Genomic DNA, 26,871 nt, shown 5'->3' with positions numbered 1-26,871 from the left:
CCGTTCCGCTCCCCGCGGCAGGATCAATCGTTCCGGCGAACTATTTCTTTTCCATCACACATTGCAGTGGATGCTGATGCTTGCGCGCGAAGTCCATGACTTGCGTCACCTTGGTCTCGGCGATCTCATAGGTGAACACGCCGCACTCACCGATCCCGTGATGGTGAACGTGCAGCATGATCTTGGTCGCCGCCTCGGCGTCCTTGTTGAAGAATCGTTCCAGCACGTGAACCACGAACTCCATCGGCGTGTAGTCGTCGTTCAGGATCAGGACACGATACAGGTTCGGGCGCTTGGTCTTCGGCTTGACCTTGGTGATGACCGAGGTCGACGGGCCGCTGCCCGTTCCGTTGCGGTTGTCGTCATTGCTCATTTTCGGCACCGGCGCGGCGGACACCGCGGGCATGGCCGAAACCGGCTCGGAGATCGGGACTGTCAACGTGTATCGCAGCATGGCTCAGGCGTTCGAATTCCCCAAGGGAAACTGGCGGGAAACCGGTTGGCGATTGGAAGGTGGTCGCGATTGCCGCAAGACTGATCGCGGAACCCCCAGCAATGCTTTCCAGATTGCCGCTCCCGGTCCGATCCGGCGGCCGGATCGACCTCCCGAATATGGGCCTCACGACGGCCTGCCGCAAGCGCAGACCCGCCGCAGCCCACCGGTCCGATTCCCAGCGCGGCAACCCTCGGAAGGTTAATCATTTCTGCCTGATTTGACAAAGGACTAGGGCATCCAATTTAGCCGGCATTCAGGATAGCCCGTGCTTTTGCCCTGCTTTTGATCTTCTGCGGGGCCGCCCGCCGGGTTTCCGTTGCCCGATTCACCATCTGTTTAGCCGCGCACGTAGAGATGGCCGCGAAATCCATTTTTGACGAGAGCGCCATGCTTGGTTCAGCCATTTCCAATCGCTTCCGCGCGGCCATCCGCCGGTTTTCCAAGGCAACCGACGGCAATGTCGCGGTGATCTTCACCCTCGCCATTCTGCCGATCTTCGCCTTCGTGGGCGCAGCGGTCGACTATACCCGCGCCAATAACGCCCGCTCCGCCATGCAGGCGGCGCTCGATTCGACCGCGCTGATGCTGTCCAAAGATCTGACCATGGGCAGCATCACGGCCGCGCAGATCCCGAGCAAGGCGCAGACCTATTTCAACAGCCTCTACACCAACAAGGACGGCCAGGGCGCTAGCGTCTCGGCCACCTATACGACCCCCACCGCGAACACGGCGGCAACGATCCTCCTGAGTGGATCAGGCCACATCAAGACTTACTTCCTGCAGGTTGCGGGCTATTCCTCGACGCTGAATTTCGGCGGTTCGACGACCACCACCTGGGGCAACGTCAAGATGCGCGTCGCGCTGGCCCTCGACAACACGGGATCGATGGCTCAGGACGGCAAGATTACCGCGCTGCGAAACGCCGTGGCCGGAACCGGCGGCCTGATCGATCAGCTCAGCGCGCTCAGCAAGAACAACGGTGACGTCTACATCTCCGTCATTCCGTTCGCCAAGGTCGTCAACGTCGGTAGCAGCAATTCCGGCCAAAACTGGATCGACTGGACCGACTGGCTCAATCCGCCGACCACACAGCCCAACAACGGCAGCACGCAGGCGAGCCTGCCGATGAACTGGCACGCGGTGGGACCCGGCGCGAAATGCCCCTGGACCAACAGCAACGGCGGTTTTACCTGCAACACCACCCCGACCAGCACGTCCAACGCGAGCTACATCCCGTCGAGCGGGACCTATTCGGGCTACATCTGCCCGAGCGTCGATTATAACTCGCACACGCGTTACAACGGCTGCTGGGTAAGCACGCCGGCAGGCACCGGTGTATTCTGCACGGGGTCGTCATCCTGCAGCTGCCCGAAGAATTCGTCCGGTAACAACGTCACCGGCTGCAGTTGCACCACCACTGGCGGCGTCACATCCTGCTCCGGCAATTTGTACACCCACGACTGGACCCAGCCGGGCCCCTTGGACCTTGTGCACAATCTGGGGCAGCCCCGCGTGAGCGCCGTGGTGGGCTGGACCAACAACAAGTGGACCTCGACCAATCAGCTCCCGACGGTCCAGAACAACTGGCTGCTAGCGTCCACCAATCCGATCGGCAACTGGACGGGCTGCATCACCGACCGCACCCAGCCGAACGACGCGACCGGCGTACTGCCGAACACTTCCGACGTCACCACGCTGTTCCCGGCCAACGAGTACTATGAGAACAGCTCGTACTATTGCAGCAACAGCGCCTCGCCGCAGCTCGGGCCGATCATTCCGCTGAGCTACAACTGGAGCGCGCTCAAGACGGCGGTCAACGCCATGCAGCCGACCGGCGGCACTGACCAGTCGGTTGGCCTCGCCTGGGCGTGGCAGTCGCTTCTGGTGGGCGGTCCGCTGAACGCGCCGGCGGAGGACTCCAACACCACCTACAACCGGGTCATCATCATTCTTTCCGACGGTCTGAACACCGAGGACCGCTGGCCCGATTACGGCGACGGCAGCAGCCAGGCGTCCGGCAATCCGATCGATGCGCGGCAGACCCTGCAATGCCAGAATCTGCAGGCCGCCAGGGACGCCAATGGTGCGCCGATGTACACGATCTACGCGATCCAGGTGAACACGAGCACGCCCTCCGATCCGACCTCGACCGTCCTGCAAAACTGCGCCAGCAGCCCCGACAAGTTCTACATGCTGACCAGCTCGACCCAGATACTGACGACGTTCAATACGATCGGAACTGCGCTCAGCAAGCTGCGGCTGGCGAAATAACCGCCCGCTTCAGGCACAACAAAAAAGCCCGGCCGAAACGGCCGGGCTTTTCGTTTGTCTTGATCAGTAGCGCTTACTGAGCGGGCGCGAACTTGGAGACCAGGCCCTCGTAGGGCTTGAAGGTCTGCTTGGCGCAATCGCTGTACAGGCCGGCGATCTTCTGCGATTCCGCGACGAAGGTCTCGTAGGACGAGCGCAGGTACTCGGTCTGCGCCTCGAGCGCCTTGTCCAGCGACTTCACGCCCGACAGCTTCTCGACGAACGACTTGGTGTCCTCAAACGACTTCTTGGCGTAGTCGCCATAGGCGGTGGCAATCGCCTGGACGCCGCTCTGCAGGTTGTTCGCAGACGCAGTGACCGACTCGATATGCTCCTTGCCGTAGTTCTGAATGTCTTCGATCTTGACCATGGATGGAATTCCTTTTCCCAGACTTGAAGGCGCAAATTCCCATTGCCGGGAAGCTCCCGGCCCCCTGACGGCGATAGACATATCGCATCGCACAATAAAGTCAACGAATATTGTGCGACGCACAACGACATTTGCCCGAATCCTGAGCATTTGCGATAAACCCCGGGGGACTACGCAACGGTTGCTTAATCTTTTGGAAACTCGGTCCGCCTAACCTGATTCCTGGACTTTGTTCGCCTTCCGACGGGCAGCCTTGAAAGCTGTTTGTGAACAACACCTTAGCTAGAAGAGCGACCTGAGCCGCCACGAGGGCCGATGGTTCTGCCCGAAGTGGTCTGTTGCGCAGGCAAGGATCGACGGCCGCCGGGCACAATTTCGCCTCACGAGCCAGTGATCTAGATAGAAATTGGGACGGGGAAGTAGATGCTTCGAACAACCTTGGCCTCCTCGCGGGCGCTGCGAGTTGGCGTTCTTGGGCTCGTTACCGTCACGACGGCGATCCTGATCACCAGTGATAGCGCGGAGGCGCGCCGTCACCGGCGCCACGTCGCCCGTCACCACCACAGCGAGGCCGCGCGCGAAAGCTACAGCCCGCAATTCGCGACGATCATCGTCGACGGCAACACCGGCTCGGTGCTGACATCAAACAGCCCTGACGGCCTGCGGCACCCCGCCTCGCTCACCAAGGTCATGACGCTCTATCTGCTGTTCGAGCGCCTCGATTCAGGAAAGATGAAGCTCGACACCGAGATGCCGGTTTCCGAGCATGCATCCGAGCAGGACCCGACCAAACTCGGACTGCGGCCCGGCCAGACCATCAGGGTCGAAGACGCCATCAAGGGCCTCGTCACCCGCTCCGCCAATGACGCCGCGGTCGTGATCGCCGAGGCGATCGGCGGCAGCGAAGACGACTTCGCCCGAATGATGACCCGCAAGGCCCGCGCGCTCGGCATGAGCCGGACCACCTATCGCAACGCCTCGGGCCTGCCGAACGACGAGCAGATCACCACCGCGCGCGATCAGTCGACGCTCGGCCGCGCCATCCAGGATCGCTTCCCGCGCTACTATCGCTACTTCTCGACCACGGCGTTCAATTTCCGCGGCCATACGATCACCGGTCACAATCGCCTGCTCGGCAGCGTCGAAGGCGTTGACGGCATCAAGACCGGTTACACCCGCGCCTCCGGCTTCAACCTCGTGACCTCGATCCACCGCGGCAATCGCTTCCTGGTCGGCGTGGTGCTCGGCGGTCGCAGCGGCGGCTCCCGCGATGCCATCATGCGCAACCTGCTGGCCGAGAACATCGGCAAGGGCGCAACCACCCGCACCGCCGCCGCGATCACCGAGCGCAACCCGGCCGACGCCAATGTCGAGGTTGCCGATGCCGACAACGCCCGCAACGCGGACACCGCGCCGGTCGCGGCGTCAGAGCCCGCCGCGGCAGCCGTCGCGGTGCAGGCGCCGCGCCCGGCCAGCAAGCCCTCGCTGATGGCGGCCGTCGCCGCCGCTCTGCCGCCGCCCCCGGCAAAGCCTGAGCCGCAGGCCAAGCCGGAGCCGGCCCCGCTGACCTCCGGCGTGATCCAGACCCAGCCGATCGCCGCGATCCCCGGATCGGCCGAGCCGATGAAGCCGGTCAAGGTGAAGACCGTGCAGGTCAAGGCCGGCCAGGTCAGGCTCGCCGCCGCCGGCCCGGCACAGTCCGCGCCCCCGATCACCAGCACCATCCCGTCGCGCGGCGAAGTTCCCGAGACCTCCAATGCGATGATGGCGCGGGCTGCCGAAACCTCGAGGCCCGAGATGCCGCCGCAACCGGCGAACTTCGGCACCGGCAACGGCATCCTCGGCGTGCTGCCGGCCTCGTCCGTCCATGCACCGGCCGCCGCCCCGGCACCGCAGGCCGTGGCCACAATCGAACCGACGACCCGCAGCCTGCAGGCCGCGCCGCAGACCAGCGTCGTCAAGCCAGGCGCCGCGCATTCCGGCTGGATCATCCAGGTTGGCGCGCTCGAGTCCGAAGGCGAGGCCAACAAGCGCATCGACCTCGCCCGCAGCTCGGCCCGCGGCCTGCTCAGCAAGGCGGACCCGTTCACCGAGGTGGTGGCCAAGGACAATCGCAAGCTCTACCGCGCCCGCTTTGCCGGCCTGGAGCGCGATCAGGCGGAAGCGGCGTGCAAGACGCTGAAGCGCGCCGAGATCTCCTGCATCACCGTTCGCAACTGATCGACAGCAACAGCTGATTTCAAAGGGCCGGCGCCGCAAGCGCCGGCCTTTTGCTTTGCACGCCGCCCGCGCGAACGACCGGCCTTTCCGCGCGCGGCGCAACCATGAGAACTTCTCGTCAATATTTTACGGTTAAGTTTTCCCGAAAGAACGATCGGCCGCGCCGGACAACGGCGGGCCACGCGGGGCATCAATCAGAAACGGAAGGCAGCTCTCGGCTGTGGCGTCAGTAGCGTAGCCGGAGTTAGAGATGCGTGCGAAGCAGAGTATCCTTGGCCTCGTTCACACGGGCAGCGAGATACGTCGAGCCCCCCTGGTCGGGATGGAGTTTCTTCATCAGGGCGCGGTGAGCCCGGCCGATGTCGTCGCGCGACGCTCCCGGCTGCAGGCCAAGGATCTGATAGGCCTCCTCGTTCGTCATTTTGCCGGTCGCCGCCGCGCGGCCCTGCCCCCCTGTCCGGTCGCCCTGTGCGTCTTGACGCCAGGCGGGAAAGCGGCGGTCCAGATAGCTTTCAAGTAGCGCGACGCTTTCGGCGTCGAACCCCGGGACCATCGCCAGCAGCTGCGACAGGTCGAACTCGTCGAGCATGTGGCCGGCCTGCGGTCCCGCCACGATCTGGCCCTTGAGCACACCGCTGTCGTGATCGAGGCTCATGTCGAGATATTGCGAGCGCACCCGCGAGCTTTGTCCCTGATTGCGCGAACCGCCGAACATGCCGCCGAAATTGGGAAAGCCGGTGCTCCCGAACGGCGACCAGCCGAGCAATCCGGCGCCGAAGATGCCGAGCGGGATTGCCACCGCCAGTTCGCCCCGCACGCCGGTGAAGGCCGCGACGGCCAGCGCGAGCACCCCGCCCACGATCTTGATCGCACGCGCAAGCACGGCTGGATTGGCCGCACGAAACATCTGCAGTGCGGAATAAAGGATGACAATTGCGACGACGCCGGCGATCAGGGTTGGCATGCGCTGAATATAAGCGGCCCGGCGGCAAAAAGCATGCGGAGCTTCGTCTCACTGGAGCGTGAAGGCACATCGCGTGGCGCCGCCCCCTGCGATTGGGTAGCTTGCGGCAAACGCGCTGGAGGAAGCTTGATGGCGATTGACGGACTGATCAGCCTTCGCAGCCATGTCGGGCCGAAGCAAACCGCCGACCGGCTTAAGGCCGAACTGCAGGCGCGCGGGCTGACGTTGTTCGCGCAAATCGATCATGCCGCGGGCGCCGCCGGCGTAGGCCTCACGCTCCGTCCGACAGAGCTGTTCGTGTTCGGCAACGCGAAGGGCGGCACGCCGTTGATGCAGGCTGCGCAGACCATCGGGATCGATCTGCCGCTCAAGGCGCTGGTCTGGCAGGACGAGGCCGGCGACTGTTGGCTCTCCTACAATGATCCGACCTGGCTCACTGAGCGGCACGGCGTCGCGGAAGCGACCCAACAGATCACGGCCAACATGTCGGCGCTGCTCGGCGCAATTGCCAAAGCCGCGACGTCGGGCGGAGCCTGACCCGGCGGGCGGCTTATTTCATCTGACCGATAAGCTTGGCCGCGCCGCTCGTCGTCTTCGCCAGCTGCAGCAGCGCCTCGCGACCGCCGGCAGCATAGGCCGCGGCGGCGCGCAGCAGCTCGCGGAGCTGTGCCGCCGCGCCGGGATCGAACCTGCACCACGCGCCGCCGGTCAGCCGCGCGATCTCGCGAAACGTCTGCTCGGCAGTGGCGTCCGCGCCCTCCTGGAACATGAAGACCGGTACCTTGAGCAGGCCGAGCTCTCCGGCGCTTGCGCACAGCGCGTCGGCGTTCTCCTCCATCGCGTCGCCGACGAACACCAGCGCGCGCACGCCTGCCGCGACCGCCTCGCGGCGGGTCTCCGACAGCACCTTGCCGATCTGGGTATTGCCGCCCTGGCAGTCGATTCTGCCCATCAGCCGCGCGAGTTGCGCGCTGTCGGAGATCCAGCCCGACGCGCGGCACTCGTTGAAGCCGCGATAATAGACGAGGCGGATATCGAGGCTGCCGAGCGAGCCGGCCTCGCGGAACATGTCCGCTTGCAGCGTGCACGCCATGTCCCATGTCGGCTGTCGGCTCATCGTGGCGTCGAGCGCGAACACCAGCCTGCCGCGTGCGCCGGCGCGATGCGGCGACATCGCGCGCGCCTTGGCCACGAACGCGGCGATGTCATTGGCGCTCGACGCCGGCACGCCAGGCGCATCGGCCGGGCGCACGTCGCCTCCGGATGTCGGTTTGATCGTCTTGCCAGCCATCAGCGCTTGCCTCGTACAGCAAACACTATGTGGGCCGCGGCATCGGATTGGTCAACGTGACGCGCCCGCCGGCCCGGATCGAATCCCGGCCGGCCCTGTCAGTTCGTGACCGAAGGATCCTTCTTGGTCTCGGTCTTGGTCAGCGAGAGCGACTTCTTGACCTTCTCGCCGAAGCTCAGGGGCTTCTCGACTGGCACGTAGAGCGAGACTGGACCCGGCTCCAGAATCTTCAGCGGCGCATTCCTGGTATCGACGGCCGCAACATCGCTGTCGGTGTCGGCCAGGAATTTATCGAGCATCGCCTGGATCGAGTCCTTGGCCTTCTCGGGTCCGGTGTCGCGCATGTCGTTGTGCTGGAAGTTGGTGTTCACAACGGTGATGCCGGCCTTCTCGCACTCCTCCTCGTCCGGCACCACGCCGGGATCGGGCTTGAAGTGCTGATCGTGCGATCGGAACGAGAGGATCTTGAACTTGCCGTCGGTCATGAACGGCACGCGCAGATTATCCAGCGTGACGACCTTCTTGATCTCGTCCGGATACTGCTTGGCGAAATACATCGCGATGTCGCCGCCATTGGAATGGCCGACCATCGTCAGCTTGCTGTAGTCCGCGTTCGGCTGACGCTTCTTCATCTCCTCGATCGCGAATTTGATGTTGGTGATGCCGCGCTGATACTGCGGCAGGCGCCCGACGTAGAGCTCGCCGACCTTGGTCACCATCGGTCCATCCGACGGCAGGTCGTTCTGAATGCTGACGGTCAGATAGCCGCGCGCCGCGAACACATTCGCGAGGAAGGAATATTCGGTAAATTTGACGGTATTGCCATGATTGAGGATCGCAACCGGGAGCTTGATCATGCCGGCGTCGGCCTGCATCTCCTTGTCGAAGCGCACGGCAACGTCGACCGCGACCGGCCGCTCATCGCGGGTCGGATCCTTGAACATGAGGGTTTCGTGACGGATCGCCCACTTGCTCGCGGTGAAATACGCACCCGTGATCACTACGGAGAGCGAAAGCAGAACGAGAATTCCACGCTTCATGACGTCCTCGAGGTGCCCGCCTTTACAGGGCGATTTTGGCCGGAGGCTCTTCGGCCTCCTTTTGAGAATATATGTCACAGCGCCGTGACAGGAAGTCCAAATATTGTGGCTTCGGTGGCATAACGTTGTGCGCCGCACCTATAGTTTGTGCAGTTGCACACGTCTCACCGCGACGGCTCCTGCTCTCTTCTCCCCTTCGACGCGAGTTCCCAAGGTTGCGTTTAAGCCTTGGCTCACCCTTGGCTCGCCGTTGGGGAGAAACTGGATTTGGGCTGCTTTGTTCCGGCTTTTTGGCCGTGGTGTGGCCGAAATCACCGGGAGAACACGGATTTCAACCGATTTCGGTGTAGATAATCAGTTTCAGACCGGGATCGTCGTTGGCCTGAAAGCTGGCGTACTCAAAATTGAGCCGGCCGCGCCTGGGATGGCTGAGCACCTTCCGTCCGGCGACGCTGCTGCTGACGTCATGGGTTCCCCACCAGGCCTCGAACTCGGGACAGCCCTGGCGGAGCCTCGCCAGCAGGTCGACGAAGGCGGGATCCCCGGCCCAGAGGTCGTGAGTCCTGCGGAACTGGGTCACCATCCTGCGCGCCTCCTCGGCCCAGCTCGCTGCAAACAGCCGGCGGGTTTCGGCATTGGTCAGCATGCAGATCAGGGTATTGCGCTCGCCCTCAGGAAGGCGGCCGAAGGCGAAGACGTCCTCGGCAGCCGCATTCCACACCAGCACGTCCCATCGCCGTCCCGTCACATAGGCCGGCTGGTTGAGGCTTTCGACCGCGCGCCGGATCTCGGGCGGCACCGTCTCCGGCACGAACAGCCGCCGATCGCTCTCCTTGGCGAGCGCCCGCAAATGAGTGTGCTCGGCCTTGCTCAATCGCAGCGCCCGCGCCAGCGCGTCGATCGTCGCGGCCGACGGGCTCACCGAGCGGCCCTGCTCGAGGCGCACATACCAATCGACGCCGATGCCGGCGAGGTCGGCCACCTCCTCGCGGCGCAGGCCCGGCGTGCGGCGCCGCCGCCCGGCCGGGATGCCGACCGGTTTCGGCGTGAGCTTCTCGCGCCGCGATCGCAGGAAGTCTCCGAGTTCGCCTTGCCGCGGACTGGCCATCGCCGGACCTCGTGAGGGGGTTCGATAATCCTAGGATAATACCAGGTCTTGTTGGCTGCAACGCGCCCGCCGATCATGCCGGTCTCAAACCAAGGGCCAGACCAGATGAAAGCAGCAATTCTGAAATCGTTCGGCTCGCCGCTCGCGATCGAGGAGATCCCGGCACCTGTGATGGGAACGGGCGAAGTCCTCGTCGACGTCGCAGCGACGCGCGTGCTGTCCTACGCCAACGAGGTTTTCAGCGGCGCGCGCAACTACCTGCTCGAGTTGCCGGCCGTTCCAGGTCCCGGCGCCATCGGACGGGTGCGCGCCGTCGGGCCGGACGCCACCCACCTCGCCGCCGGCGATTGGGTGTACTGCGATCCGACCTTCCGCTCGCGCGACGACAGCATCTCGCCCGATATCACCTTGCAGGGCTGGAGCGCGCGCGGCGAAGGCGGGCTGCGTCTGCAACGGCACTTCCGTCACGGCTCGTTCGCCGAGCAGACATTGGTGCCGACCGAGAACGTCAAGCGGATCGGCACGATTGATCCGGCCGACGCGCCATCATGGTGCGCGCTCGGCACCTGCCTCGTGCCCTATGGCGGCTTGCTGGCGGCTCGCCTGCAGCCGGGAGAGACCGTGCTGGTGAGCGGCGCGACCGGCAATTTCGGCAGCGCCGCGGTCGCCGTCGCGCTCGCGATGGGCGCGGCCTGCGTCGTCGCGCCGGGCCGCAACGAGAAGGTGCTGGCCGATCTGGTCCGCCGCTTCGGCCCGCGCGTGCGCCCGGTCAGGCTGAGCGGTAACGAGGACGACGATCGCTCGCGGATGCGGCGCGCCGCGCCCGGCCCGATCGACTGCGTGCTCGACCTGATGCCGCCATCGGTGACGACACCGACTGTGCGCGCCGCGATCATGACGGTGCGTCCCTATGGCCGGGTCGTGCTGATGGGCGGCGTCGGAATGCAGGGCGGACCGGGGCTCGACCTGCCCTACCCCTGGATCATGCGCGAATGCATCAGCATTCACGGCGTCTGGATGTATCCGCCGGAGGCGACGTTCGGCCTCGTCAACCTCGCGCGCGCCGGGCTGTTGCGGCTCGACCAGTTCGAGGTGACGACCTTCGATCTCGATCACGTCAACGATGCCGTTGCGCATGCCGCCGCCAATGGCGGACCGTTCAGGATGACGGTGCTGAAGCCGAACTAAACCCGTGGCGAAATCGCTTGCAGGACACAGCGCGGTCGGCGAGCTTGTCCTCATTGATGGAGGCGACGGACCAACCATCGTCCCGCGCGACCGGAACACCGCAGGCGTCGGACGGGTCCGCATAGGCCGGCTAGGTGGCGAGCGGTGCCAACGCAGCTCCTCCGAGAAGAGACATGAATTGGCGCCGTTCCATTCGATCCTCCGTTCATCGCCTTGCGACCGCCCAAGCCGATCGCTCGGAGAATCTACCCGATGCTGGGCCGCCACCGGGATTGCCGGCCTTGCGGGCCTAGTTGCCGATGATGTCGTCGACTTCCAGCGGCTTGTCGACCTGGCTGAACCATTCGGCCCGGTTGGCGGCGCGGCGGCGGCCGCGCTCGTCGAGCGGCAGCTTGAGCTGGCGCAGCAGGCCCATCACTTCCTCACGGGCGGTGACGTGCCCAAGGCTCGGGCGGGTGCCGAGCGTCGCCTCGTCGATGTCGTCGAGCGCGGTCAGCCCGCGCGGGAAGAATTCGCGATAGACCACCCGCTCGGCAAAGCCGTCGACCGCACGGAACCCGAGCCGCAGCGACAGCTGCTTCAAGCCGTCGGCGACGAGCTGCTTGTTGCGCGAGCCGAGCATCGACAGCCGGTTACGTACCACGATCCAGTCGGTCGAGGCGCCGTCGAGCTGGCGGCGCTTGCGTCTGGTGTCGCGCACCATCTCCGCATAATGGCTCTCGCCGATCACCGCGTAGGTCGCGGGATCGACGGTGCCCAGCACGTCGAAATCGAGGAAGCTGTCGTTGATCGGCGTCACCAGCGTGTCGGCCATCGAATGCGCGAGCCGCATCAGGTAGCTGTCCGAGCCCGGGGTATCGATGACGATGAAATCATAGGCATGTTCCACCGCGCTCACCGCGGCCATGAACTGCTGGAATTCGGCGTTCTCGTTCTCCTCGATCTGCATCGTCTCGCCGTACTTGATGCAATAATGCGCGGGGAGTTCGAGATCGAGCCCGGAGCGCCGCGCCCAGGCCTGGCGATTGCTGATATAGCGGGTGAAACTCTGCTGGCGGCAGTCGAGATCGATGCTGGCAACGCGCTGTCCGGCCTTCAGGAGCGCAACCGCGATATGCAGGGCGGTGGTCGACTTGCCCGAACCGCCCTTCTCGTTCCCCAGCACCACGACATGTGCGGAGCCGGACTGACCCTGACTAGCCTGCACCAACATGATTCAATCCCCGCAATGATCTTCAAATCGCGCACGGCTGCGGTCAAGTGAAATGCATCACTGCGCAAGGAAATCAATTGCAGCCGCCCTTAATGATGAATCGAGCGCGCAAGCCGGCTGCGTCGATCGGCGGCACGCGGCCTGCGCTCCATGCGCGTGCGAGATCGGGTAATGCTTGCGCGGCGGTTTGCCGATAATGGTTCGAACTTGATAAGCTCCGCCACCTGCCGGACGCGAAACGTTCCACCTGGATTCCCCCCACCCAGATTGCCCCACGAGTCGAGACCAGATGCCGAGAAATCCCACCGTCGTCCGTACCGTCCCCGCCCTTCGTCGCGCCGTCGACACCCTGCGCGCCAAGAAGGCGACCGTCGCGCTGGTCCCGACCATGGGAGCGCTCCATGACGGCCATGTGTCGCTGGTGCGGCTCGCCAAGCGTCGCGCCAAGCGGGTGGTCGTCTCGATCTTCGTCAACCCGACCCAGTTCGCGCCGACGGAAGATTTCGGTTCGTATCCGCGCACCTGGAAGGAAGACGTCGCCAAGCTCGCCGCCGAAGGCGTCGACCTGATCTGGCACCCCGAGGTGAAGGCGATGTACCCCGACGGCTTCGCCACCCGAATCGTGCCGGAAGGACCGGCCACCGCCGGTTTGGAGGATCGCTTCCGGCCGCATTTCTTCGGCGGCGTCGCCACCGTGGTCGGCAAGCTGTTCACGCAAGTCCGGCCCGATGTCGCGATCTTCGGCGAGAAGGACTTTCAGCAGCTCCGGGTGGTGACCCAGATGGCCGCGGACCTCGATCTCGGCGTCAAGGTGATCGGCTCGAAGACGGTGCGCGAACGCGACGGTCTCGCGATGTCCTCGCGCAACGTCTACCTCTCCGCGGAGGAACGGCGTGCGGCCCCCGAGCTCAACCGTGTGATGAAGCACGCGGCGGGCCGCCTGCGCGCCGGCGAGGACGCCGCGACCACCATGGCCGCCGGCGCTGCTGAGATCACCAAGGCCGGCTTCGTGCTGGACTATCTCGAGGTCCGCCACGCCGCCTCGCTGGCGCCGATCGGCTCGCTGAAGGACGGGCCGATGCGGATGCTGGTGGCGGCAAGGATCGGCGGCACGCGCCTGATCGATAACATCGCGGTGTAGCCGTGCTGGGTCAGGCTTGCGCCGCCGCCGCGACGCAAGGATGATTGCGCCTTTCAGAGGCGATCGGAATGGTCAGTTGTTTCAGGCAAGGCATTCTCTACTGCATCGCGCTGTTGGCCGTCGGCGCGGCGCAGGCGCAGACCCGGCCGCCGGTCGGCGGCGTCAATTCCTCGCCCGGCGCGATGATCTTCTACGTCGCGCATGGTGCGCCCGATTCCTGCGGCCCTGGCTGCTCGGACTGGATCGCCGCCGAGGGCTCCGTGCAATGGGACACTTACAAGCGCCTGCTGGCAATCCTCGACCGGCAGGCCGGACGCAAGCTCCCGGTGGTGATCAACATCAAGGGCCAATCCAACCTTAATGTCGCCTCCAGCCTCGGCCGGATCCTGCGCGACCGTGGGATGGATACCGCAGTCGCGGCGACCGAGGTCGACGCCTGCAACGGGAAGCCCGGCGAAGAATGCTTTGCGCTGAAGCGGCCCGGCGGCCCGCTGGACGCCAAGGAGAAGTCGTCCAGCATTGCCTGCGATCTTGCCTGCGTGCTGGTGCTGTCGGGCGGCGTGCATCGCAGCCTGCCGGCGGGCAGCCGCGTGGTGCTGAGCGGCATGGCGATCCACAACCGGCTCGCCCCCAACGTCTCGGCCGAGCATCGCGAAAGCCTGACCTCGATCTTCACCGACCAGTTCCGGCGCTATCTCGGCGAGATGGGGATCGACCATGAACTGCTCGACGTCGCCGTCAGCAACGCGGGCGGCGGCCGCTATGTCGAGATCCCGGCATCCGAATGGGGCCGGCTGCATCTCGTAACGCAGTGATCCGCGCCAGCGGTCTTCCGATTGCTCACAGCAATCCGGTTGCTCAGAGCAATCCGAGGTCGCGCAGCTCGCGGCGCATCGGTTCCGGCATCGACGCCACGCTGGCTGCGCTCGACTTGGTGAGATCTGCCGGCGCGGAGTCCGCGGTCAGATAGCGCCAGCCCTGGAACGGCCGCATCGGCCGCGGCGAGACGGCGATCACCTTGGGCTGCATCACCAGCCGGCAGCGTCCGATGCCGTCCTTGTCGCGGAACGGCTCGAGCGCGATGATCTTCTCGCGCGCGGCGATCTCGCCACGGATCACCCAATACAGCGAACCGCCGGCGAGGATTTCCTCCTCGCGCTTCGGCGTCATCCGCGTGATGTGGATGTGACGGAGCGGCAGGCCCTTTTTCTTCGCGGTCGCCATCCGTTCGGCGACCCAACCCTTGAGTTCCTTGACCGAGTCGCAACCGACGGCAAGCTTGATGAGATGAAGCGGCATGGGCCGGATGTAGCGGCCGGCGCGCCCTTTGGAAAGGGAGCGATATCAGCGGCAGTGGATATCGGGATTTACTGCCCGGAACGGTGCGATGACGACGGCTCACGCCGCCGCCATCAGCTCATTCCTGGTTCGCGGCCGCCGGCGCACTCGCCGCGGCAGGTGGCGGCGCCGCCGGCGCAGGAGCCGGCGCGATCTGGACCGGGCGCTTCGGTGCGGGCGGCCGCTTCGGGGCAGCGGGCGGCGCGGCGGCAGCGCGTGCGGCCGGCGGCTGGGCCGCTGCGGCCGGCTTCGCCGGTTCGGGCGTCATGATGCTGACCGGCGGCGTCGAGGACGCGCTCGGAAACTCCGCATTGGTCGGCTTGCCGGTGGGCATCGACTGCGGCAACGCTGCGATCAGGCCGTTGGCAGCCGACGCCTGCGCGCCGGCCGGGCCGTTCCAGGACGCCGCATAGCGCGTGACTAGGTTCTCGTAGGTCCGCTCGTTCATGTTGTTGATGATCTGATGGTTGTCGCCCAGCGAGCGGAACGCGGGACACGCCGTCGGCGTGCAGTGGTCCCGCGCCATCAGTGCGTAGGCCACGAGGCCGTAGCGGTCGTGCTCGATGGCGCGGCGCAGCGCCTGCAATTCGGTGGTCGTATTACGCTCCGCGGTTGCGAGGTCGCCGAGCGCGGTCAGGCGCGAGATCTGCGCCGCCGCATAGCTGACCGCAGCCGCGGCCGTATCAGACGAACCGAACAGCACCTTCTCGCAGGCATTGAGAACAGCATCTCCGGCGAGCTCGTCGACGCAGGCCAGCGCCGGCACGGTCTGGCTGGTGAATTGCGCGGTCCGTGTGTCGGCGGCCGCCGCCTGCCCGCCCGGCCCGAAGCCGCGGATCGTCGCCGCGACCGCAACCGCGATCGACAGCAGCGTAATGACGGTCAGCGCGCCGTTGGCGACGGACTTTTCCGCGCGCAGCAGCGTGACCAGAACGACGATCCCAAAGAAGCCCGCCGCGGCCAGCGTCAGCCACATCGGGAAGGTCGGTGAGCGCCAGATCTGATCCAGCGAGGAAGCCCAGTTCATGCGCGATGTCCCTCAACGCAGCGTAAGCACAGCCAGCGACGGCGAACGCCGCCATCCCGACGTCCAACCTTCAGCACAATGGGTCTGCGAACAGGGCCTTTTGACGGCGACGGCGCGGAACCCGCTCCAGCCACCGGCTTGCGCACAACGCGTTCAGGACAGCGCGAGCTGACTCTCCTTGGCCACCCGTTCGAAAGCTTCAGTCGAGCTCTTGATACGATACTGGCAATCGTCACCATCGGTCGGCAGCAGGCGGATCACCTCATAGGTGCCGCTCGCGGCGGGGCGCGCCACGTTGCTCGCCGTGAAATAGACGATCTCGCCAATCGAGTACTTATGCTTCAACGCCCTCTCCATTTTCTTAGAGATTGCTGGCTGAGCTGACAGTCCCGATAGCTCAAGCCGGCATTTTGAGAACCCTGCGGCAACGTAGCACATCGCACCGCCCCAAATCCAGCAAGATTGGGGCATGGAGAAGCTACGATTTTGCAGGTTTTTCAGGGCGATAGGCAGCAATTTACGTGCCAGCCGGAAATTGCCCGCCGAGCTCGGCCGGAACCCGGTTCCGCGGCCTCAGGCGGTATGCGGCAGCTTGCCGTTGGGGCTCGCGCCATCGACCGCAGCCGGAAGTTGCTGGGCCAGCACCTTGGACAGCTGGTCGACCGGAATGTTGAACTTGGCGGCGAGCTGCTTGACGGTGTCGCTGCCCAGCACCTCCTGGAGCTGCTCGGCGGTGATCGGCAGGTTCTGGCCGGTGCCGATCCAGGATTTGACCTGGTCGCCGAGGCCAGCCTGCTCGAGCTTGGCCACGATTGCCGACAAGCCGCCCTGCCCGCCATTGCCCATCACCTGGCCAAGCACGACGGGGATCACGGCCGCCCCGAGCTGGCCAAGCATGCCTTTCAGCTCCGGTGAATTCTCCAGGGAATCGAGAATGCCCATGGTCTAAGTCCTTTCACGACTTGCAAAACCGGTCTTTCGGATTCGACGCCTTCGGCCCCGCGGCGTCAAGCCGCGATCTTTGCCGCCGCTGTCACAATTCGGCAGCGCCGGGATCGTCAGACGCTCTCGAATCGGTCGATCAGCAGCGTCTCGGCCAGGCCGTCCCGGGTCCATTGCTGGAACGCCGGCAGCTGCATCATGGCATCGACATAGTGCTGCGCTTCGGGCTTCACCTGGATCGCGTAGGTGCGGAAGCGATGCACCACGGGCGCGTACATCGCGTCCGCCCCGGAGAATGCCCCGAACAGGAACGGGCCCTGCTTGCCGTAGCGCGCGTGGCAATCGGCCCAGATCTCCTCGATCCGCGCCACATTGGCCCGCGCATCGTCCGACAGCGCGACGGCGCGGATCGGCCGGTGCAGGTTCATGCCGCACTCGCTGCGCAGCGGCACGAAGCCGGAGTGCATCTCCGCCGAGATCGCGCGGGCATGCGCGCGCGCGGCGCGATCCGACGGCCAGAGCTTCGCTTCAGGAAACTTCTCGGCGAGATATTCGATGATCGCCAGCGAATCCCACACCGTGACGTCGCCGTCGATCAGCGTCGGCACCTTGCCGGCCTTGCTGAAAGAGAGAATGCGGTCCTTGTCGGCCTGGTCGGTGTAGAGCGGAACGAAGATTTCCTCGAACGGGATGTCGTTGGCGCGCAGCGCCAGCCAGGGCCGCAGCGACCATGACGAATAGTTCTTGTTGCCGATGACGAGCTTGAGCATGCCTGTGAATCCTGTTGCCACCTCAGTTTGCCATAGTGCATTGCACGCGTTCAACCTGTACATGACGCGGGATGCAGCGCGGCGCGGACCCGTCGCAGAGCATTGACGAAGGAAGGCACCAATGAGCGGCTATTGGGTCGACATCCTGGCTGTCGGCTTCTTTGCGCTGGAATGGCTGGTCTACGCCATCACGCTGGAGCACACCGCTTATGGTCGCGACAGCCTGTCGGCGCGAATGCATGTCTATCGCGAGATCTGGGTGCGGAATCTGCTCAACCGCGACGCGCGGATGGTCGACATGCAGATCATGGCGAGCCTGCAGAACGGCACCGCGTTCTTTGCCTCCACCAGCCTGATCGCGATCGGCGGCGCGCTGGCGCTGCTGCGCGCGACCAGCGACGCGCTCGCGGTGCTCGGTGCGTTGCCGGTCAACCTCTCGCCCTCGCCCGCTCTGTGGGAGATCAAGTGCATGGGGCTGATCCTGATCTTCATCTACACCTTCTTCAAATTCGCCTGGGCCTATCGTCTCTTCAACTATGTTGCGATCCTGTTCGGTGCGATGCCGCCGGCCGGCCAGCGCGATACGCCAGAGGCCGAGGCGCATGTGATCCGCACCACGCGGCTGTTCGAGACCGCGGGCCGGCACTTCAACCGCGGCCAGCGCGCGTTCTTCTTCGCGCTCGGCTATCTCGGCTGGTTCGTCAGTCCCTGGGTGCTGTTCGCCACGACAGCCGCGGTCGTCATCGTGATCTGGCGTCGGCAGTTCGCCTCCAACGCCTGGCAGGCGATGGGAAGCTGAGGAAGGCGCCGTCATTGCGAGCAGCGACAGCGACGAAGCAATCCACCTTTCCAGACACTCGAAAGATGGATTGCTTCGCTTCGCTCGCAATGACGCCCCTCCCTACGATGCAAAATCGCGCGGCGTGAAGTCGAGGTCGAGCACCTTCCATTCGCCGTAGCGATCCCGCGGCAGCATCGCATAGGGCTGGCAGGCCTGCAGCGCCTCGGTCGCGCTCTTGAGCAGCAGGGGCCCCTTCTCCGATGCGGTGGCCTCGATCAACAACGGCGATGCGCCGAGCTTGCCGTCGGGCTTCATAAACACCCGGAGCTTGATCCTGACGTCATCGCCGGTGCTCAGCGTCGCCGGGAGCTTCATGCAGCTCTTCAGATGACGGCGGAATTCGGCGACCACGCTGGAGCCGACGTCGGCCTGCTCGGTGGCTGCGGCGTCGAAATTGTCCTTGCCGGGACCGAGGCCGTGCGGCGCTTCGGCCAGCGGCTTGATGGGGATGTCGGGCGGCAAGCCAAGCAGGACATTGTATTTGACGGACAGGTCAGGTTCGGGCTGCGCATAGGCAGGTTGCGACGGCGGCGGCGCTTGCTGCGCCATCGGCTGGGGCATCCGTGGCGTCTGTTGTGCCGGCGTCTGCGGTGCCGGCGGCTCGACCGCGGCATGCTGCGGAGCCGGGCTGGGTTTGGGCTCCGGCGGCGTCGCCTGCTTCTGCGGCGGCTGCTGCTGGGCCTGCTGCGGCTGCGGTGCCGGCGCTTGCGCGGGTGGTTCGGACTTGGCGGTGTCGACAGGCTTGTCGAGCGACGGCAACTGAAACTCGGGCGTCGGCGACGGGCTCGGCACCGGATCGGGCTTGGTCTCGGTCTGGACCTCGCTCCTGGCGACCTCCTGCGGGGTCACGATCTCGACCGGCACCGTGTCAGCGGCGACGGGATCGAACTGATGCACCTCCGAATACAGGAAAATCAGCGCGAGCAGCATCAGGTGCACGAACACCGACGCCAGCAGATCCGCGTTTGGCCGAAACTTCATCCCGCTCGATCACATCAGTGTCGTCTCCCCGCCGGTCACAATACCGGCCGGAACCCGCCTGCCTCAATCCCCATTCGATCCAAAACCGCAATCGGCCAGCGCAATAGCATGATCCGGACCGCTGCCTAGAGCGTTTTCGAGCGAAGTGGACACCGGTTCGCGTCAAGAAAACGCGTCAAAACAAGAATCTAGAGCTTCGGTTCTGATTCAATCAGAACCGAAGCTCTAGCCATTTTCCGTGTGGCGATTCACAGGCAAGGCCCGATGCGCCATAGGCCGTCAGAGGGCCGTCAGATGGCCTGTCAGCGCGCGGCCACGCTCCCGATCGCCGAAATCTCTTGCATGTCCTCATCCGACAACTCGAAGTCGAAGATGTCCAGATTTTCCTGGAGCCGCTCGAGCTTCGAGGTGCGCGGGATCGCTGAGACATTCTGCTGCACCAGCCAGCGCAGGCAGACCTGGGCAGCCGTCTTGCGATAGCGGTCGCCGATCCGCGCCAGCGCGCGGTCGCCCTTGACGCGTCCCTTCGCGATCGGGCTGTAGGCGACGAACGCCATGCCATGGCGCGCACAGGCCTCAATCACGTCGGCCTGGCCCAGATAAGGATGGTACTCGACCTGATCGCAGGCGAGCGGCTCGGGGCACGCCGCCACCGCCTCCTCGATCAGCGCCGCGTTGAAGTTCGAGACCCCGATATGCCGCGCCAGTCCCGCCTGCTTGACCCGCGCCAGCGCGCCGAGCGTCTCGGCAAGCGGCACGTGCGGATGCGGCCAGTGCAGCAGCAACAGATCGACCTCGGTCAGACGCAGCCGCGCCAGGCTCTCTTTGGCGGAACGTTCGAGATCCTTCGCCATGAAATGCGTGGTCCAGATCTTGGTGGTCAGGAACACATCGTCGCGCTTGACGCCAGAGGCGCGCAGCCCCTCGCCGACCTCGCGCTCGTTGTCATAGATCTGGGCGGTGTCGATGTGCCGGTAACCGAGCCGCAGCGCCTGCTCGACGATGCGGGCGCAGGTCCGCCCGCGCAGCTCCCAGGTGCCGAGCCCGATCGCGGGGATTCTGGCACCGTTGCCTTCGACCACATTCATACGCCCAGTATGCGCGCATGACGAGGACCTGCCAACTCACGTATGGGTTCCGCTGTGGGCCGTCGCGGCCGCTCACCGCTCCGGCTGGTAACCGTCGGTCAGCGTCTTCAGGAAGGCGATGATGTCGGCTTCATCCTGTGCGGTCATCGCAGGCGTGTCGCCGAGATGGCGCTCGAACGGCGGATCGCTGACGTCGACATTGCCGTGATGCTTCTCCGGCAGGTCGTCGTATTTGCGCACCGTACCGTCCGCCGCGCGCGGATACACCTTCTCCGGATTGGTATCGCGGAAGTTATAGAAATCGAGCACCTGCTCGAGGCTCGTGAAGACGCCGTTGTGGAAGAACACGCGGCGGGTCGCGGTGTTGCGCAGGGTCGGCGTCAGAAACATCCCGCAATATTGCGTCTGTTCGGCAATGTCGGTGCGATACGGACCGCAGACCCCGAGATCGAAATGATTGGGATCGCGGTTGCCGGCGAGCGCGGCGTTGCGCGGCGCGCCGAGCGCCTCGTACTGGTGGTCGGTGAACAGCGGCGGCAGGCCGTCGCGGGTCGGCGCCGAGGTATGGCAGCCGCCGCAATTGGCCTTGTCCGGATCGTTGAACAATTGCAGGCCGCGCAACTCGCTTTCGCTTAGCCGCGTCTTTCCTTCCAGCCAGTAGTCGAACTTGCTGGTATAGGGATGGAAGCTCGGCTCCTCGACCTGATAGCGCGCGACCGCGAACATCGCCTCCGCGACCAGCAGCCGCGTGTTGTCGAAGACCTGAGCGCCGAACAGCTCGGCAAAGCGCGGCGCATAGCTCGCCTGGCGCAGCTTTCCCGCCACCACCTCGATGCTGCCGCCGTCCATCTCATTGGGATCGAGCAGCGGGAAGATCGCCTGGTCCTGCAGCGTATCGGCGCGACCGTCCCAGAACAGCCCGCCCTGCGGCACGATGTTGACCGCCGACGCCGCGGTCCCGGTCGCGACCTTTTTCGCGCGCGCAGCCTGCTGGCCTGCCGCAGCCAGTTGTGCGAAGTCGACGAGATTGTCGTCCTCGTCCTTCTCCGGTCCGATGCTGAAATTCGGCTGGCGTTCCAGGTAGGTCAGGCCCGGAACGGCGCGCGTCCCCTGCCGCGATTGCGCAGGCCCGCCGAACATGACCGCCCCATCGTTGGGCGGACCGTAGGCGTGGTCCGGACTGTGGCAGGACGCGCATGACAATGCGCCCGACGACGACAGCGACGCGTCGAAGAAGACCTTCTGGCCGAGCTGCGCCATGCCGGACAGCGGGGCGACCGGCGGGCGCCTGAGCTGCACCGGATGCGGATTCGTCCCCGGGAGTCCTTTCGTCCCGGGAAGCCCTGTCGTCTCGACTGCCGCAACGGCGCCGGCCATGCAGAGCAGGCCGGCGCCGAGAAGCCACAACATGCGGCCGTTCATATGACGTCCAGTGATCCCAGAGCGTTAGTGGTGGTGATGATCATCAGACGGGCTGACGATCACCGTGCCGGCCGTCGGATCGAGGAACAGCTTGTTCTGCCGATCGTCGCGGTCGTGATCGTGATCGTGGCCATGATCGAAATCGAACATGTCCGAGATCGATTCGACGCTGTCGTCGAACGAGCCGCCGCCGAGACGCTGGCCGTGCAGCCAGTTGTCCTCGATGAAGCGCACGACGGACGCCTGCGAGATGCGGGTGTGGCTGACGAAGTTCTTCTTGGCGAAGGGCGAGATCACGATGAACGGGGTCCGCGTGCCGGGACCGCAGCGGCCGTTCACCGGCTGGCCGTTGAGGCCCTTCGGCTGCGTCTGCTTGCCGATACCGCGGCCGCACTGGCCGGGACCGTTGACCTGGTCGGCGGTCGGATCATACGAGGCGCTGATCGGCGCGGTGTACTGGTGGTCGTACCAGCCGTCGGAGTCGTCATAGGTGATGATGACCGCGGTGTCGTGCCACTCCGGCTGCTTCTGCAGGAAATTGATCAGCTCGACATTACCGGCCTGCTCGTCGAGCGGGTCGGAGTTGCCGGGATGACCGTCCTGATAGGCCGGCATCTTGATGTAGGAGACCGCCGGGAGGTTGCCGGCTTTCACCGAGGCGTAGAAGTCCTCGAGATCGTAGGCATGATTGGCCGGATCGAGCGTCTTGCTGCCGGGAACGTAGGTGTGGCCCACGGCGCTCACCGAGCTCGGCCGCGCATGGGTCGGGTTGGCGGTCGATTTGTAGTACTGGAACCAGGCGTGGTGCGGAATGTAGTCCGCGATGGTGCCGTTGACGTTGCTCGAGAACGTGCTGCGGCCGCAGTTGGTGGTGCCGTTGCTGTTCTTGAGCGTCAGGTCGAAGCCGCCCATGAAGCTGCCCCAGCTGATCTTTTCGGCATTGAGCAGGTCGCCGATGTTCTTGCTGGTCATCAGGACCTGGCTGGTCGTGCTCGAGCAGGAATCGTAGGCAGGGTCGGTATCACCGATCAGCGTCAGGCCGCCCTGGCCGTCGGCGATCGACGATGACGTGCCGACGATGTTCTGCGCGCCATTGGTCTGGCCGGACACCACCTCGAGCGCGCCGGGCGTCGACGGACCGAAGGTGTCGGTCCAGTTGTTGTCGCTCATCGCGAAGTTCTGTGCGTAATTCCAGAACGCGGTGACGGTGTTGCCGTCGAAATAACCCATCACCTGCCCGTTGGTGCCGAAGGCGCCGACGCCGCCGGCGGTGCCGCGACCGGTGAATTCCGGAAACAGGTCTTCCTTGCCGTTGTCGACCGCCTGCTGCTCGGGCGTATAGGCATGGTTCTGCGAGCGCGTGTTGGCCTGGGTGCGGTCGAGCCGGAACGGATTGGTCGCGCCGGTGCCGTTGGCCGGATTGGTGTTCGGGTTGTTGGTCAACAGATTGGCGGTGACGAGGTTGTTGACCTTCGGCGTATGCGGCTTGGCCGTAAACGGAATCGAGCCGGTCGGATTGGCCGCATTCGGGTAGGTCGCGAAATAATGATCGAACGAGCGATTCTCGTTGAAGATCACGACGAGATGCTTGATCGGCGTTGCGGTGTGAATGTCGTGCGGATGACGATGATCGTGGTCTCTATCATCGTCGTGAGCGGCGGCGCTGCACACAACTGCAGCAGCAGCGACCAGACAGACTCCGACCGTTGAAAGGAATTTCGCCTTCACTTCTTGCCCCATTTTTTAAGGATTTATGACGTCGACATGCGACAAGTTATCCATCACCGATGACAGCCCTGTGTAAGTTTCATCACAGCGATCCACCATCGCGCGTTCGATTCACGCGTCGGTTGCAGCGCTTGCGAAGGATGTTGGATTGATCTCTATCTCGATGACGCCGGCACGCGCGTCACGGCTCGATCTGCTCCCGCGCATATTGCGTCGGCGACAATCCGACATGGCGGGTGAAGGCGACGCTGAATGCGCTTGGTGAGCCGTAGCCGACACGTTCGGCGATTTCGGCGATGCCGCTTTCGTTCTGTCGGAGCATGTTCTTGGCCATCGCCATGCGCCAGGCCAGCAGATACTCCATCGGTGCGACGCCGACAGCGCGGCCGAACCGGTCGAAGAATGCCGAACGCGACAGCGCCGCCTCCTTCGCCAGCTGCGCGACCGTCCAGGCCCGCGTCGGGCTCTCATGCATCCGGCGGATCGCAACAGCGAGACGCTCGTCGGCGAGCCCGCGCACAAGACCCCGCGACGCCGCGGTGCCCGCCGTCGAGCGCAACGCCTCGATCAGGAGAACCTCGAGCAGACGGGCCAGGATCACTTCGCGCGCCGGGCGGCGTTCGCGGAATTCGTCCCGGACGAACTGCATCAGGGTGGCGAGCCGCGGTTCGCCGCGCACATGCACCAGCTGGGGAAGCAGCGACACCAGCAGGTTCGCGTCCTCCGAGCCGAAGCTGCAATGGCCGATCAGCATCCGCAGATCGGTTGGACCGTCCCGGTCGCCGATCCTGAACTCTCCGGTGGCGAGCGCGACGGGACGTGTTTCGGCGGTCGGCTCGGGAAACCGCGCGAGGCTCGACATCGCGACGTCATACGCCGCGGGGACCAGAATGAAGTCGCCCGCCTTTAGCTCGATCGCTTCTTGATCGTCGACCTCAAGCCGGCACCCGCCCTCGAGGACCACGCAATAAAACGGCTGCCCGGCATCGGAGCGGCGGACATGCCACGCCCCGGCGCCGACCACGGCCTTCGAGAACCGGGCGCTTGGCTGCAGCAGCGTGACGACCTCCGCAAGAGGATCGATCATGTCCGGACTCCTGCAAATGACTCTTGGACTTTCAAACATAGAGCGTCCGGGCACTGACACCTATCGTCTGTGTCAGTCAAATCACTACCAAGAGCCCCCAAAGAACAACATGAACACCATCTTGATCACCGGATGCTCGTCCGGCTTCGGACTTGAAACCGCCAAATACTTTCTCGACCGCGACTGGAACATCATCGCGACGATGCGCACGCCGCGCGAGGATGTGCTGCCGCGTTCGGCGCATCTGCGCGTGCTCGCGCTCGACGTCACCGATCCCGACAGCATCCATCGCGCCGTCGAGGCCGCGGGACCGATCGATGCCCTCGTCAACAATGCAGGCTTCGGCGCGGCGTCGCCATTCGAAGCCACGCCGATGGCGACGATCCGCGAGCTGTTCGAGACCAACACGTTCGGCACGATGGCCCTCACGCAGGCAGTGCTGCCGCAGTTCAGGCAACGCAGGGCAGGCGTTGTCGTCAACGTCACCTCGAGCGTGACGTTGAGATCGATCCCTCTGATCGCGTCCTACACCGCGACCAAGGCGGCGGTGAACGCATTCACCGAGTCGATGGCGCTGGAGCTGGCGCAGTTCGGCGTGCGCGCGCGCCTGGTGCTGCCGGGCCGTTCGCCTGAGACCCGCTTCGGCGATACTGCACGCGCCCACGCGCAGGGCCTCGACCACGCGGCCTATGCCGAGCTCGTGCAGAGTGTCTTCGCTCGCTTCGGCGACGGAGGGCCTGTCACCCACGCGCAGGACGTGGCCGAGGCGGTGTGGCGCGCGGTGACCGATCCGTCGAGCCCGATGCGGATCCCCGCCGGGGCCGACGCCGTGATCTGGGCCGCGGAGAGCCGAGCGTAGGAATGGAGACCGCTACTCAAGACGAATGCATCAGCTTGGTCACCGAGGCCAATCAGGGCAGCGGTCTCGGGATCACCCAGGATCTCGCCGCATTGCGCCGATTTTCTCCTATCGCAATTCGCCGCTGAGAACAGAGAGCAGACATGCCCGCAAACACGCCACAGACTTGCATGGCCGATTTTACTGCATCGTTGATCGAGAGGGACATCCATTCCGCGCTGACATTTCTCACCGATGACGTCGTGCTGTTCTATAGCAACGGGACGGCAATATGCGGCAGGGACGCTTTCGCCTCCACAATGCAGGCCAATTGGAAGCTGGTCGATAACTACAACTACGCGACCCTGGAATCGATCTGGATCACGCAATCCGACACCTCGGCCGCCGTCATCTACAGCTTCGCATGGACCGGCAGGGTCCGCGGCGAGAACATTGGCGGAGATGGCCGAGGAACCAGAGTGTTTCGCAAAGAGCCATCCGGTTGGCTGATTGCGCACGAGCATTTGAGCACGGGGCAATTGCGCCCCGAGCCTAACCCTTCATCCCCGTGATCGAGGCACTCATCGCTCTGGGATCGCGCTGCGGCCAGCGGCCGCTTTCGACTTGCGACAGGAATTCGCCGACGATCCGGTTGTATTCGTCGGGCTCCTCGATGTTGATGGCGTGGCCGCAGTTCGGCATCACGGCGAGCGCGGCCGACGGGATGCTCTGTTTCATCAAGATGCCCGGCAGCAAACACGGCCAATCCTCGTCACCGGTGATGATCAGCGTCGGCACGGTGATGCGCTTCATCTCGTCGACCAGCGTGTAGAGCGAGGGACGCTCCTTCTGGACGCCCTGCTGGGTGTTGGCCGATCCCACCGCCGAGTGCTCGGCCAGCATGGTCTTGAACTCGGCGTGGCCGCGCGGGTCCTTGTTCTCGTACTGCACGCGCGTGGGCCCGTAGGCGTAGCGCTCGGCGAACGCCGGCATGCCCTCCTTGCGGATCGTAGCTGCGATCACGTCGGCTTCGGCGCGAAACGTCTCGCGCTTGTCGAGCTCGGCGCCATAGCCGCAGCCGCCGATACACAGCGACAATGCGCGCGCCGGATGCCGGATGCCGAAATGCAGCGTTGCAAAACCGCCCATCGAGAGGCCGATGATATGCGCCTTCGGCGCGCCGATGTGATCGAGCACGGCAAGAATATCGTCGGCTGCACGCGCCTGCGAGTAGGACGAGACCTGCTCGGGCACGTCGGACGGCGGAAAGCCGCGCGCATTGTAGGCGATGGTGCGGAAGCGCTTGCCGAAATGCCGCATCTGCGGCTCGTAGCTGCGCAAATCGCCGGCGAATTCATGGACCAGGATCACCGGATGGCCGGATCCGGTCTCCTCGAAATAGAGCCGCAAGCCGTCATCTGTCGTCGCGTAGGGCATGGTGGTCTCCTGCCTTCTGGTTCGCGGGTAG

General features: G+C 64.8%; 27 protein-coding genes. 9 read left to right on the top strand and 18 right to left on the bottom strand.

What is annotated here, in order from left to right:
- Positions 1-40: 40 nt before the first annotated feature.
- Positions 41-373, bottom strand: a complete 333-nt coding sequence (clpS, locus tag BraRD5C2_RS06575; protein WP_026192863.1) for an ATP-dependent Clp protease adapter ClpS — start codon at positions 371-373, stop codon at positions 41-43.
- Between the two features lie 510 nt (positions 374-883).
- On the opposite strand from clpS, the gene BraRD5C2_RS06570 reads away from it, so the two are divergent.
- Positions 884-2,767 (top strand): TadE/TadG family type IV pilus assembly protein, encoded by a 1,884-nt coding sequence (locus BraRD5C2_RS06570; protein WP_223967492.1) that lies wholly within the window; start codon positions 884-886, stop codon positions 2,765-2,767.
- Positions 2,768-2,840: 73 nt separating this feature from the next.
- Here BraRD5C2_RS06570 and BraRD5C2_RS06565 read toward each other — a convergent pair whose 3' ends face one another.
- A complete protein-coding gene (locus tag BraRD5C2_RS06565; protein ID WP_092114837.1) occupies positions 2,841-3,176 on the bottom strand; it encodes a phasin family protein in 336 nt (111 codons plus the stop codon).
- A gap of 423 nt (positions 3,177-3,599) precedes the next feature.
- Between BraRD5C2_RS06565 and BraRD5C2_RS06560 the strand changes: the two genes are divergently transcribed.
- Complete coding sequence (locus BraRD5C2_RS06560) at positions 3,600-5,396, top strand: D-alanyl-D-alanine carboxypeptidase (RefSeq protein ID WP_223967491.1); 1,797 nt, start codon at positions 3,600-3,602, stop codon at positions 5,394-5,396.
- A gap of 244 nt (positions 5,397-5,640) precedes the next feature.
- Here the strand turns inward: BraRD5C2_RS06560 and BraRD5C2_RS06555 are convergent, their stop codons facing one another.
- Entirely contained in the window at positions 5,641-6,360 is a 720-nt protein-coding gene (locus tag BraRD5C2_RS06555) for a DnaJ domain-containing protein (RefSeq protein WP_223967490.1), read from the bottom strand.
- Positions 6,361-6,489: 129 nt separating this feature from the next.
- On the opposite strand from BraRD5C2_RS06555, the gene BraRD5C2_RS06550 reads away from it, so the two are divergent.
- Positions 6,490-6,897 carry a DUF302 domain-containing protein gene (locus BraRD5C2_RS06550; protein WP_223967489.1) on the top strand — a complete coding sequence of 136 codons (408 nt, stop codon included), beginning with the start codon at positions 6,490-6,492 and terminating at the stop codon, positions 6,895-6,897.
- A gap of 13 nt (positions 6,898-6,910) precedes the next feature.
- On the opposite strand, the gene BraRD5C2_RS06545 is transcribed toward BraRD5C2_RS06550, so the two are convergent.
- The 3 genes from BraRD5C2_RS06545 to BraRD5C2_RS06535 form a co-directional block, all read right to left on the bottom strand.
- Complete coding sequence (locus tag BraRD5C2_RS06545; RefSeq protein WP_223967488.1) at positions 6,911-7,651, bottom strand: vWA domain-containing protein; 741 nt, start codon at positions 7,649-7,651, stop codon at positions 6,911-6,913.
- A 98-nt stretch (positions 7,652-7,749) separates the two neighbouring features.
- Positions 7,750-8,691 carry an alpha/beta hydrolase family protein gene (locus BraRD5C2_RS06540; RefSeq protein ID WP_223967487.1) on the bottom strand — a complete coding sequence of 314 codons (942 nt, stop codon included), beginning with the start codon at positions 8,689-8,691 and terminating at the stop codon, positions 7,750-7,752.
- A gap of 331 nt (positions 8,692-9,022) precedes the next feature.
- Complete coding sequence (locus tag BraRD5C2_RS06535; protein ID WP_223967486.1) at positions 9,023-9,799, bottom strand: helix-turn-helix transcriptional regulator; 777 nt, start codon at positions 9,797-9,799, stop codon at positions 9,023-9,025.
- A gap of 105 nt (positions 9,800-9,904) precedes the next feature.
- On the opposite strand from BraRD5C2_RS06535, the gene BraRD5C2_RS06530 reads away from it, so the two are divergent.
- The gene (locus BraRD5C2_RS06530) at positions 9,905-10,987 is read left to right on the top strand and encodes a zinc-binding dehydrogenase (RefSeq protein ID WP_223967485.1); all 1,083 of its coding nucleotides are present in this window, start codon (positions 9,905-9,907) and stop codon (positions 10,985-10,987) included.
- Positions 10,988-11,276: 289 nt separating this feature from the next.
- Here BraRD5C2_RS06530 and BraRD5C2_RS06525 read toward each other — a convergent pair whose 3' ends face one another.
- Positions 11,277-12,200 carry a division plane positioning ATPase MipZ gene (locus BraRD5C2_RS06525; protein WP_223967484.1) on the bottom strand — a complete coding sequence of 308 codons (924 nt, stop codon included), beginning with the start codon at positions 12,198-12,200 and terminating at the stop codon, positions 11,277-11,279.
- A gap of 289 nt (positions 12,201-12,489) precedes the next feature.
- Between BraRD5C2_RS06525 and panC the strand changes: the two genes are divergently transcribed.
- Positions 12,490-13,341 (top strand): pantoate--beta-alanine ligase, encoded by an 852-nt coding sequence (panC, locus tag BraRD5C2_RS06520; RefSeq protein WP_223967483.1) that lies wholly within the window; start codon positions 12,490-12,492, stop codon positions 13,339-13,341.
- A gap of 68 nt (positions 13,342-13,409) precedes the next feature.
- Positions 13,410-14,156, top strand: a complete 747-nt coding sequence (locus tag BraRD5C2_RS06515; protein WP_223967482.1) for a hypothetical protein — start codon at positions 13,410-13,412, stop codon at positions 14,154-14,156.
- Between the two features lie 43 nt (positions 14,157-14,199).
- On the opposite strand, the gene BraRD5C2_RS06510 is transcribed toward BraRD5C2_RS06515, so the two are convergent.
- The 5 genes from BraRD5C2_RS06510 to BraRD5C2_RS06490 form a co-directional block, all read right to left on the bottom strand.
- Positions 14,200-14,640 (bottom strand): DUF1489 family protein, encoded by a 441-nt coding sequence (locus BraRD5C2_RS06510; RefSeq protein ID WP_223967481.1) that lies wholly within the window; start codon positions 14,638-14,640, stop codon positions 14,200-14,202.
- Positions 14,641-14,758: 118 nt separating this feature from the next.
- Positions 14,759-15,706, bottom strand: coding sequence for a hypothetical protein (locus BraRD5C2_RS06505; protein ID WP_223967480.1), 948 nt, complete (start codon positions 15,704-15,706; stop codon positions 14,759-14,761).
- 153 nt (positions 15,707-15,859) lie between these two features.
- Positions 15,860-16,063, bottom strand: coding sequence for a hypothetical protein (locus BraRD5C2_RS06500; protein ID WP_092114848.1), 204 nt, complete (start codon positions 16,061-16,063; stop codon positions 15,860-15,862).
- 216 nt (positions 16,064-16,279) lie between these two features.
- The gene (locus BraRD5C2_RS06495; RefSeq protein WP_223967479.1) at positions 16,280-16,648 is read right to left on the bottom strand and encodes a YidB family protein; all 369 of its coding nucleotides are present in this window, start codon (positions 16,646-16,648) and stop codon (positions 16,280-16,282) included.
- A gap of 116 nt (positions 16,649-16,764) precedes the next feature.
- Entirely contained in the window at positions 16,765-17,418 is a 654-nt protein-coding gene (locus tag BraRD5C2_RS06490) for a glutathione S-transferase family protein (protein ID WP_223967478.1), read from the bottom strand.
- A gap of 121 nt (positions 17,419-17,539) precedes the next feature.
- Between BraRD5C2_RS06490 and BraRD5C2_RS06485 the strand changes: the two genes are divergently transcribed.
- The gene (locus tag BraRD5C2_RS06485) at positions 17,540-18,217 is read left to right on the top strand and encodes a DUF599 domain-containing protein (protein WP_223967477.1); all 678 of its coding nucleotides are present in this window, start codon (positions 17,540-17,542) and stop codon (positions 18,215-18,217) included.
- Positions 18,218-18,319: 102 nt separating this feature from the next.
- On the opposite strand, the gene BraRD5C2_RS06480 is transcribed toward BraRD5C2_RS06485, so the two are convergent.
- The 5 genes from BraRD5C2_RS06480 to BraRD5C2_RS06460 all read right to left on the bottom strand — a co-directional run bounded on the left by BraRD5C2_RS06480 (position 18,320) and on the right by BraRD5C2_RS06460 (position 24,565).
- A complete protein-coding gene (locus tag BraRD5C2_RS06480; protein ID WP_223967476.1) occupies positions 18,320-19,240 on the bottom strand; it encodes a hypothetical protein in 921 nt (306 codons plus the stop codon).
- Between the two features lie 302 nt (positions 19,241-19,542).
- The gene (locus BraRD5C2_RS06475) at positions 19,543-20,328 is read right to left on the bottom strand and encodes an aldo/keto reductase (RefSeq protein WP_223967475.1); all 786 of its coding nucleotides are present in this window, start codon (positions 20,326-20,328) and stop codon (positions 19,543-19,545) included.
- A 72-nt stretch (positions 20,329-20,400) separates the two neighbouring features.
- Positions 20,401-21,738: a cytochrome-c peroxidase gene (locus BraRD5C2_RS06470; RefSeq protein WP_223967474.1), complete on the bottom strand. Its 1,338-nt coding sequence runs from the start codon at positions 21,736-21,738 to the stop codon at positions 20,401-20,403.
- A gap of 36 nt (positions 21,739-21,774) precedes the next feature.
- Positions 21,775-23,478 (bottom strand): phospholipase C, encoded by a 1,704-nt coding sequence (locus BraRD5C2_RS06465; RefSeq protein ID WP_223967473.1) that lies wholly within the window; start codon positions 23,476-23,478, stop codon positions 21,775-21,777.
- 181 nt (positions 23,479-23,659) lie between these two features.
- Positions 23,660-24,565: an AraC family transcriptional regulator gene (locus tag BraRD5C2_RS06460; RefSeq protein WP_223967472.1), complete on the bottom strand. Its 906-nt coding sequence runs from the start codon at positions 24,563-24,565 to the stop codon at positions 23,660-23,662.
- A 109-nt stretch (positions 24,566-24,674) separates the two neighbouring features.
- Here BraRD5C2_RS06460 and BraRD5C2_RS06455 point away from each other — a divergent pair, with 109 nt between their 5' ends.
- Both BraRD5C2_RS06455 and BraRD5C2_RS06450 read left to right on the top strand, forming a co-directional pair.
- Entirely contained in the window at positions 24,675-25,424 is a 750-nt protein-coding gene (locus BraRD5C2_RS06455; protein WP_223967471.1) for an SDR family oxidoreductase, read from the top strand.
- A gap of 170 nt (positions 25,425-25,594) precedes the next feature.
- A complete protein-coding gene (locus BraRD5C2_RS06450) occupies positions 25,595-25,975 on the top strand; it encodes a YybH family protein (RefSeq protein ID WP_249788326.1) in 381 nt (126 codons plus the stop codon).
- Here the strand turns inward: BraRD5C2_RS06450 and BraRD5C2_RS06445 are convergent.
- Positions 25,956-26,840: an alpha/beta fold hydrolase gene (locus BraRD5C2_RS06445; protein ID WP_223967469.1), complete on the bottom strand. Its 885-nt coding sequence runs from the start codon at positions 26,838-26,840 to the stop codon at positions 25,956-25,958. The genes BraRD5C2_RS06450 and BraRD5C2_RS06445 overlap by 20 nt on opposite strands.
- Positions 26,841-26,871: the final 31 nt, after the last annotated feature.

Origin of the sequence: Bradyrhizobium sp. RD5-C2, from assembly GCF_019972155.1 — a bacterium.
Lineage (GTDB): Bacteria > Pseudomonadota > Alphaproteobacteria > Rhizobiales > Xanthobacteraceae > Bradyrhizobium.
This window is presented reverse-complemented; position numbering and strand designations above follow the sequence as displayed.

Coding starts and splice junctions, on each gene's coding strand:
- BraRD5C2_RS06485 (WP_223967477.1), top strand. CDS start 17,540: ATGAGCGGCTATTGGGTCGACATCCTGGCTGTCGGCTTCTTTGCGCTG.
- BraRD5C2_RS06560 (WP_223967491.1), top strand. CDS start 3,600: ATGCTTCGAACAACCTTGGCCTCCTCGCGGGCGCTGCGAGTTGGCGTT.
- BraRD5C2_RS06510 (WP_223967481.1), bottom strand. CDS start 14,640: ATGCCGCTTCATCTCATCAAGCTTGCCGTCGGTTGCGACTCGGTCAAG.
- BraRD5C2_RS06480 (WP_223967476.1), bottom strand. CDS start 19,240: ATGAAGTTTCGGCCAAACGCGGATCTGCTGGCGTCGGTGTTCGTGCAC.
- BraRD5C2_RS06505 (WP_223967480.1), bottom strand. CDS start 15,706: ATGAACTGGGCTTCCTCGCTGGATCAGATCTGGCGCTCACCGACCTTC.
- panC (WP_223967483.1), top strand. CDS start 12,490: ATGCCGAGAAATCCCACCGTCGTCCGTACCGTCCCCGCCCTTCGTCGC.
- BraRD5C2_RS06555 (WP_223967490.1), bottom strand. CDS start 6,360: ATGCCAACCCTGATCGCCGGCGTCGTCGCAATTGTCATCCTTTATTCC.
- BraRD5C2_RS06470 (WP_223967474.1), bottom strand. CDS start 21,738: ATGTTGTGGCTTCTCGGCGCCGGCCTGCTCTGCATGGCCGGCGCCGTT.
- clpS (WP_026192863.1), bottom strand. CDS start 373: ATGAGCAATGACGACAACCGCAACGGAACGGGCAGCGGCCCGTCGACC.
- BraRD5C2_RS06525 (WP_223967484.1), bottom strand. CDS start 12,200: ATGTTGGTGCAGGCTAGTCAGGGTCAGTCCGGCTCCGCACATGTCGTG.
- BraRD5C2_RS06545 (WP_223967488.1), bottom strand. CDS start 7,651: ATGGCTGGCAAGACGATCAAACCGACATCCGGAGGCGACGTGCGCCCG.
- BraRD5C2_RS06495 (WP_223967479.1), bottom strand. CDS start 16,648: ATGGGCATTCTCGATTCCCTGGAGAATTCACCGGAGCTGAAAGGCATG.
- BraRD5C2_RS06460 (WP_223967472.1), bottom strand. CDS start 24,565: ATGATCGATCCTCTTGCGGAGGTCGTCACGCTGCTGCAGCCAAGCGCC.
- BraRD5C2_RS06455 (WP_223967471.1), top strand. CDS start 24,675: ATGAACACCATCTTGATCACCGGATGCTCGTCCGGCTTCGGACTTGAA.
- BraRD5C2_RS06570 (WP_223967492.1), top strand. CDS start 884: ATGCTTGGTTCAGCCATTTCCAATCGCTTCCGCGCGGCCATCCGCCGG.
- BraRD5C2_RS06475 (WP_223967475.1), bottom strand. CDS start 20,328: ATGAATGTGGTCGAAGGCAACGGTGCCAGAATCCCCGCGATCGGGCTC.
- BraRD5C2_RS06445 (WP_223967469.1), bottom strand. CDS start 26,840: ATGCCCTACGCGACGACAGATGACGGCTTGCGGCTCTATTTCGAGGAG.
- BraRD5C2_RS06515 (WP_223967482.1), top strand. CDS start 13,410: ATGGTCAGTTGTTTCAGGCAAGGCATTCTCTACTGCATCGCGCTGTTG.
- BraRD5C2_RS06535 (WP_223967486.1), bottom strand. CDS start 9,799: ATGGCCAGTCCGCGGCAAGGCGAACTCGGAGACTTCCTGCGATCGCGG.
- BraRD5C2_RS06540 (WP_223967487.1), bottom strand. CDS start 8,691: ATGAAGCGTGGAATTCTCGTTCTGCTTTCGCTCTCCGTAGTGATCACG.
- BraRD5C2_RS06530 (WP_223967485.1), top strand. CDS start 9,905: ATGAAAGCAGCAATTCTGAAATCGTTCGGCTCGCCGCTCGCGATCGAG.
- BraRD5C2_RS06450 (WP_249788326.1), top strand. CDS start 25,595: ATGGCCGATTTTACTGCATCGTTGATCGAGAGGGACATCCATTCCGCG.
- BraRD5C2_RS06500 (WP_092114848.1), bottom strand. CDS start 16,063: ATGGAGAGGGCGTTGAAGCATAAGTACTCGATTGGCGAGATCGTCTAT.
- BraRD5C2_RS06490 (WP_223967478.1), bottom strand. CDS start 17,418: ATGCTCAAGCTCGTCATCGGCAACAAGAACTATTCGTCATGGTCGCTG.
- BraRD5C2_RS06550 (WP_223967489.1), top strand. CDS start 6,490: ATGGCGATTGACGGACTGATCAGCCTTCGCAGCCATGTCGGGCCGAAG.
- BraRD5C2_RS06565 (WP_092114837.1), bottom strand. CDS start 3,176: ATGGTCAAGATCGAAGACATTCAGAACTACGGCAAGGAGCATATCGAG.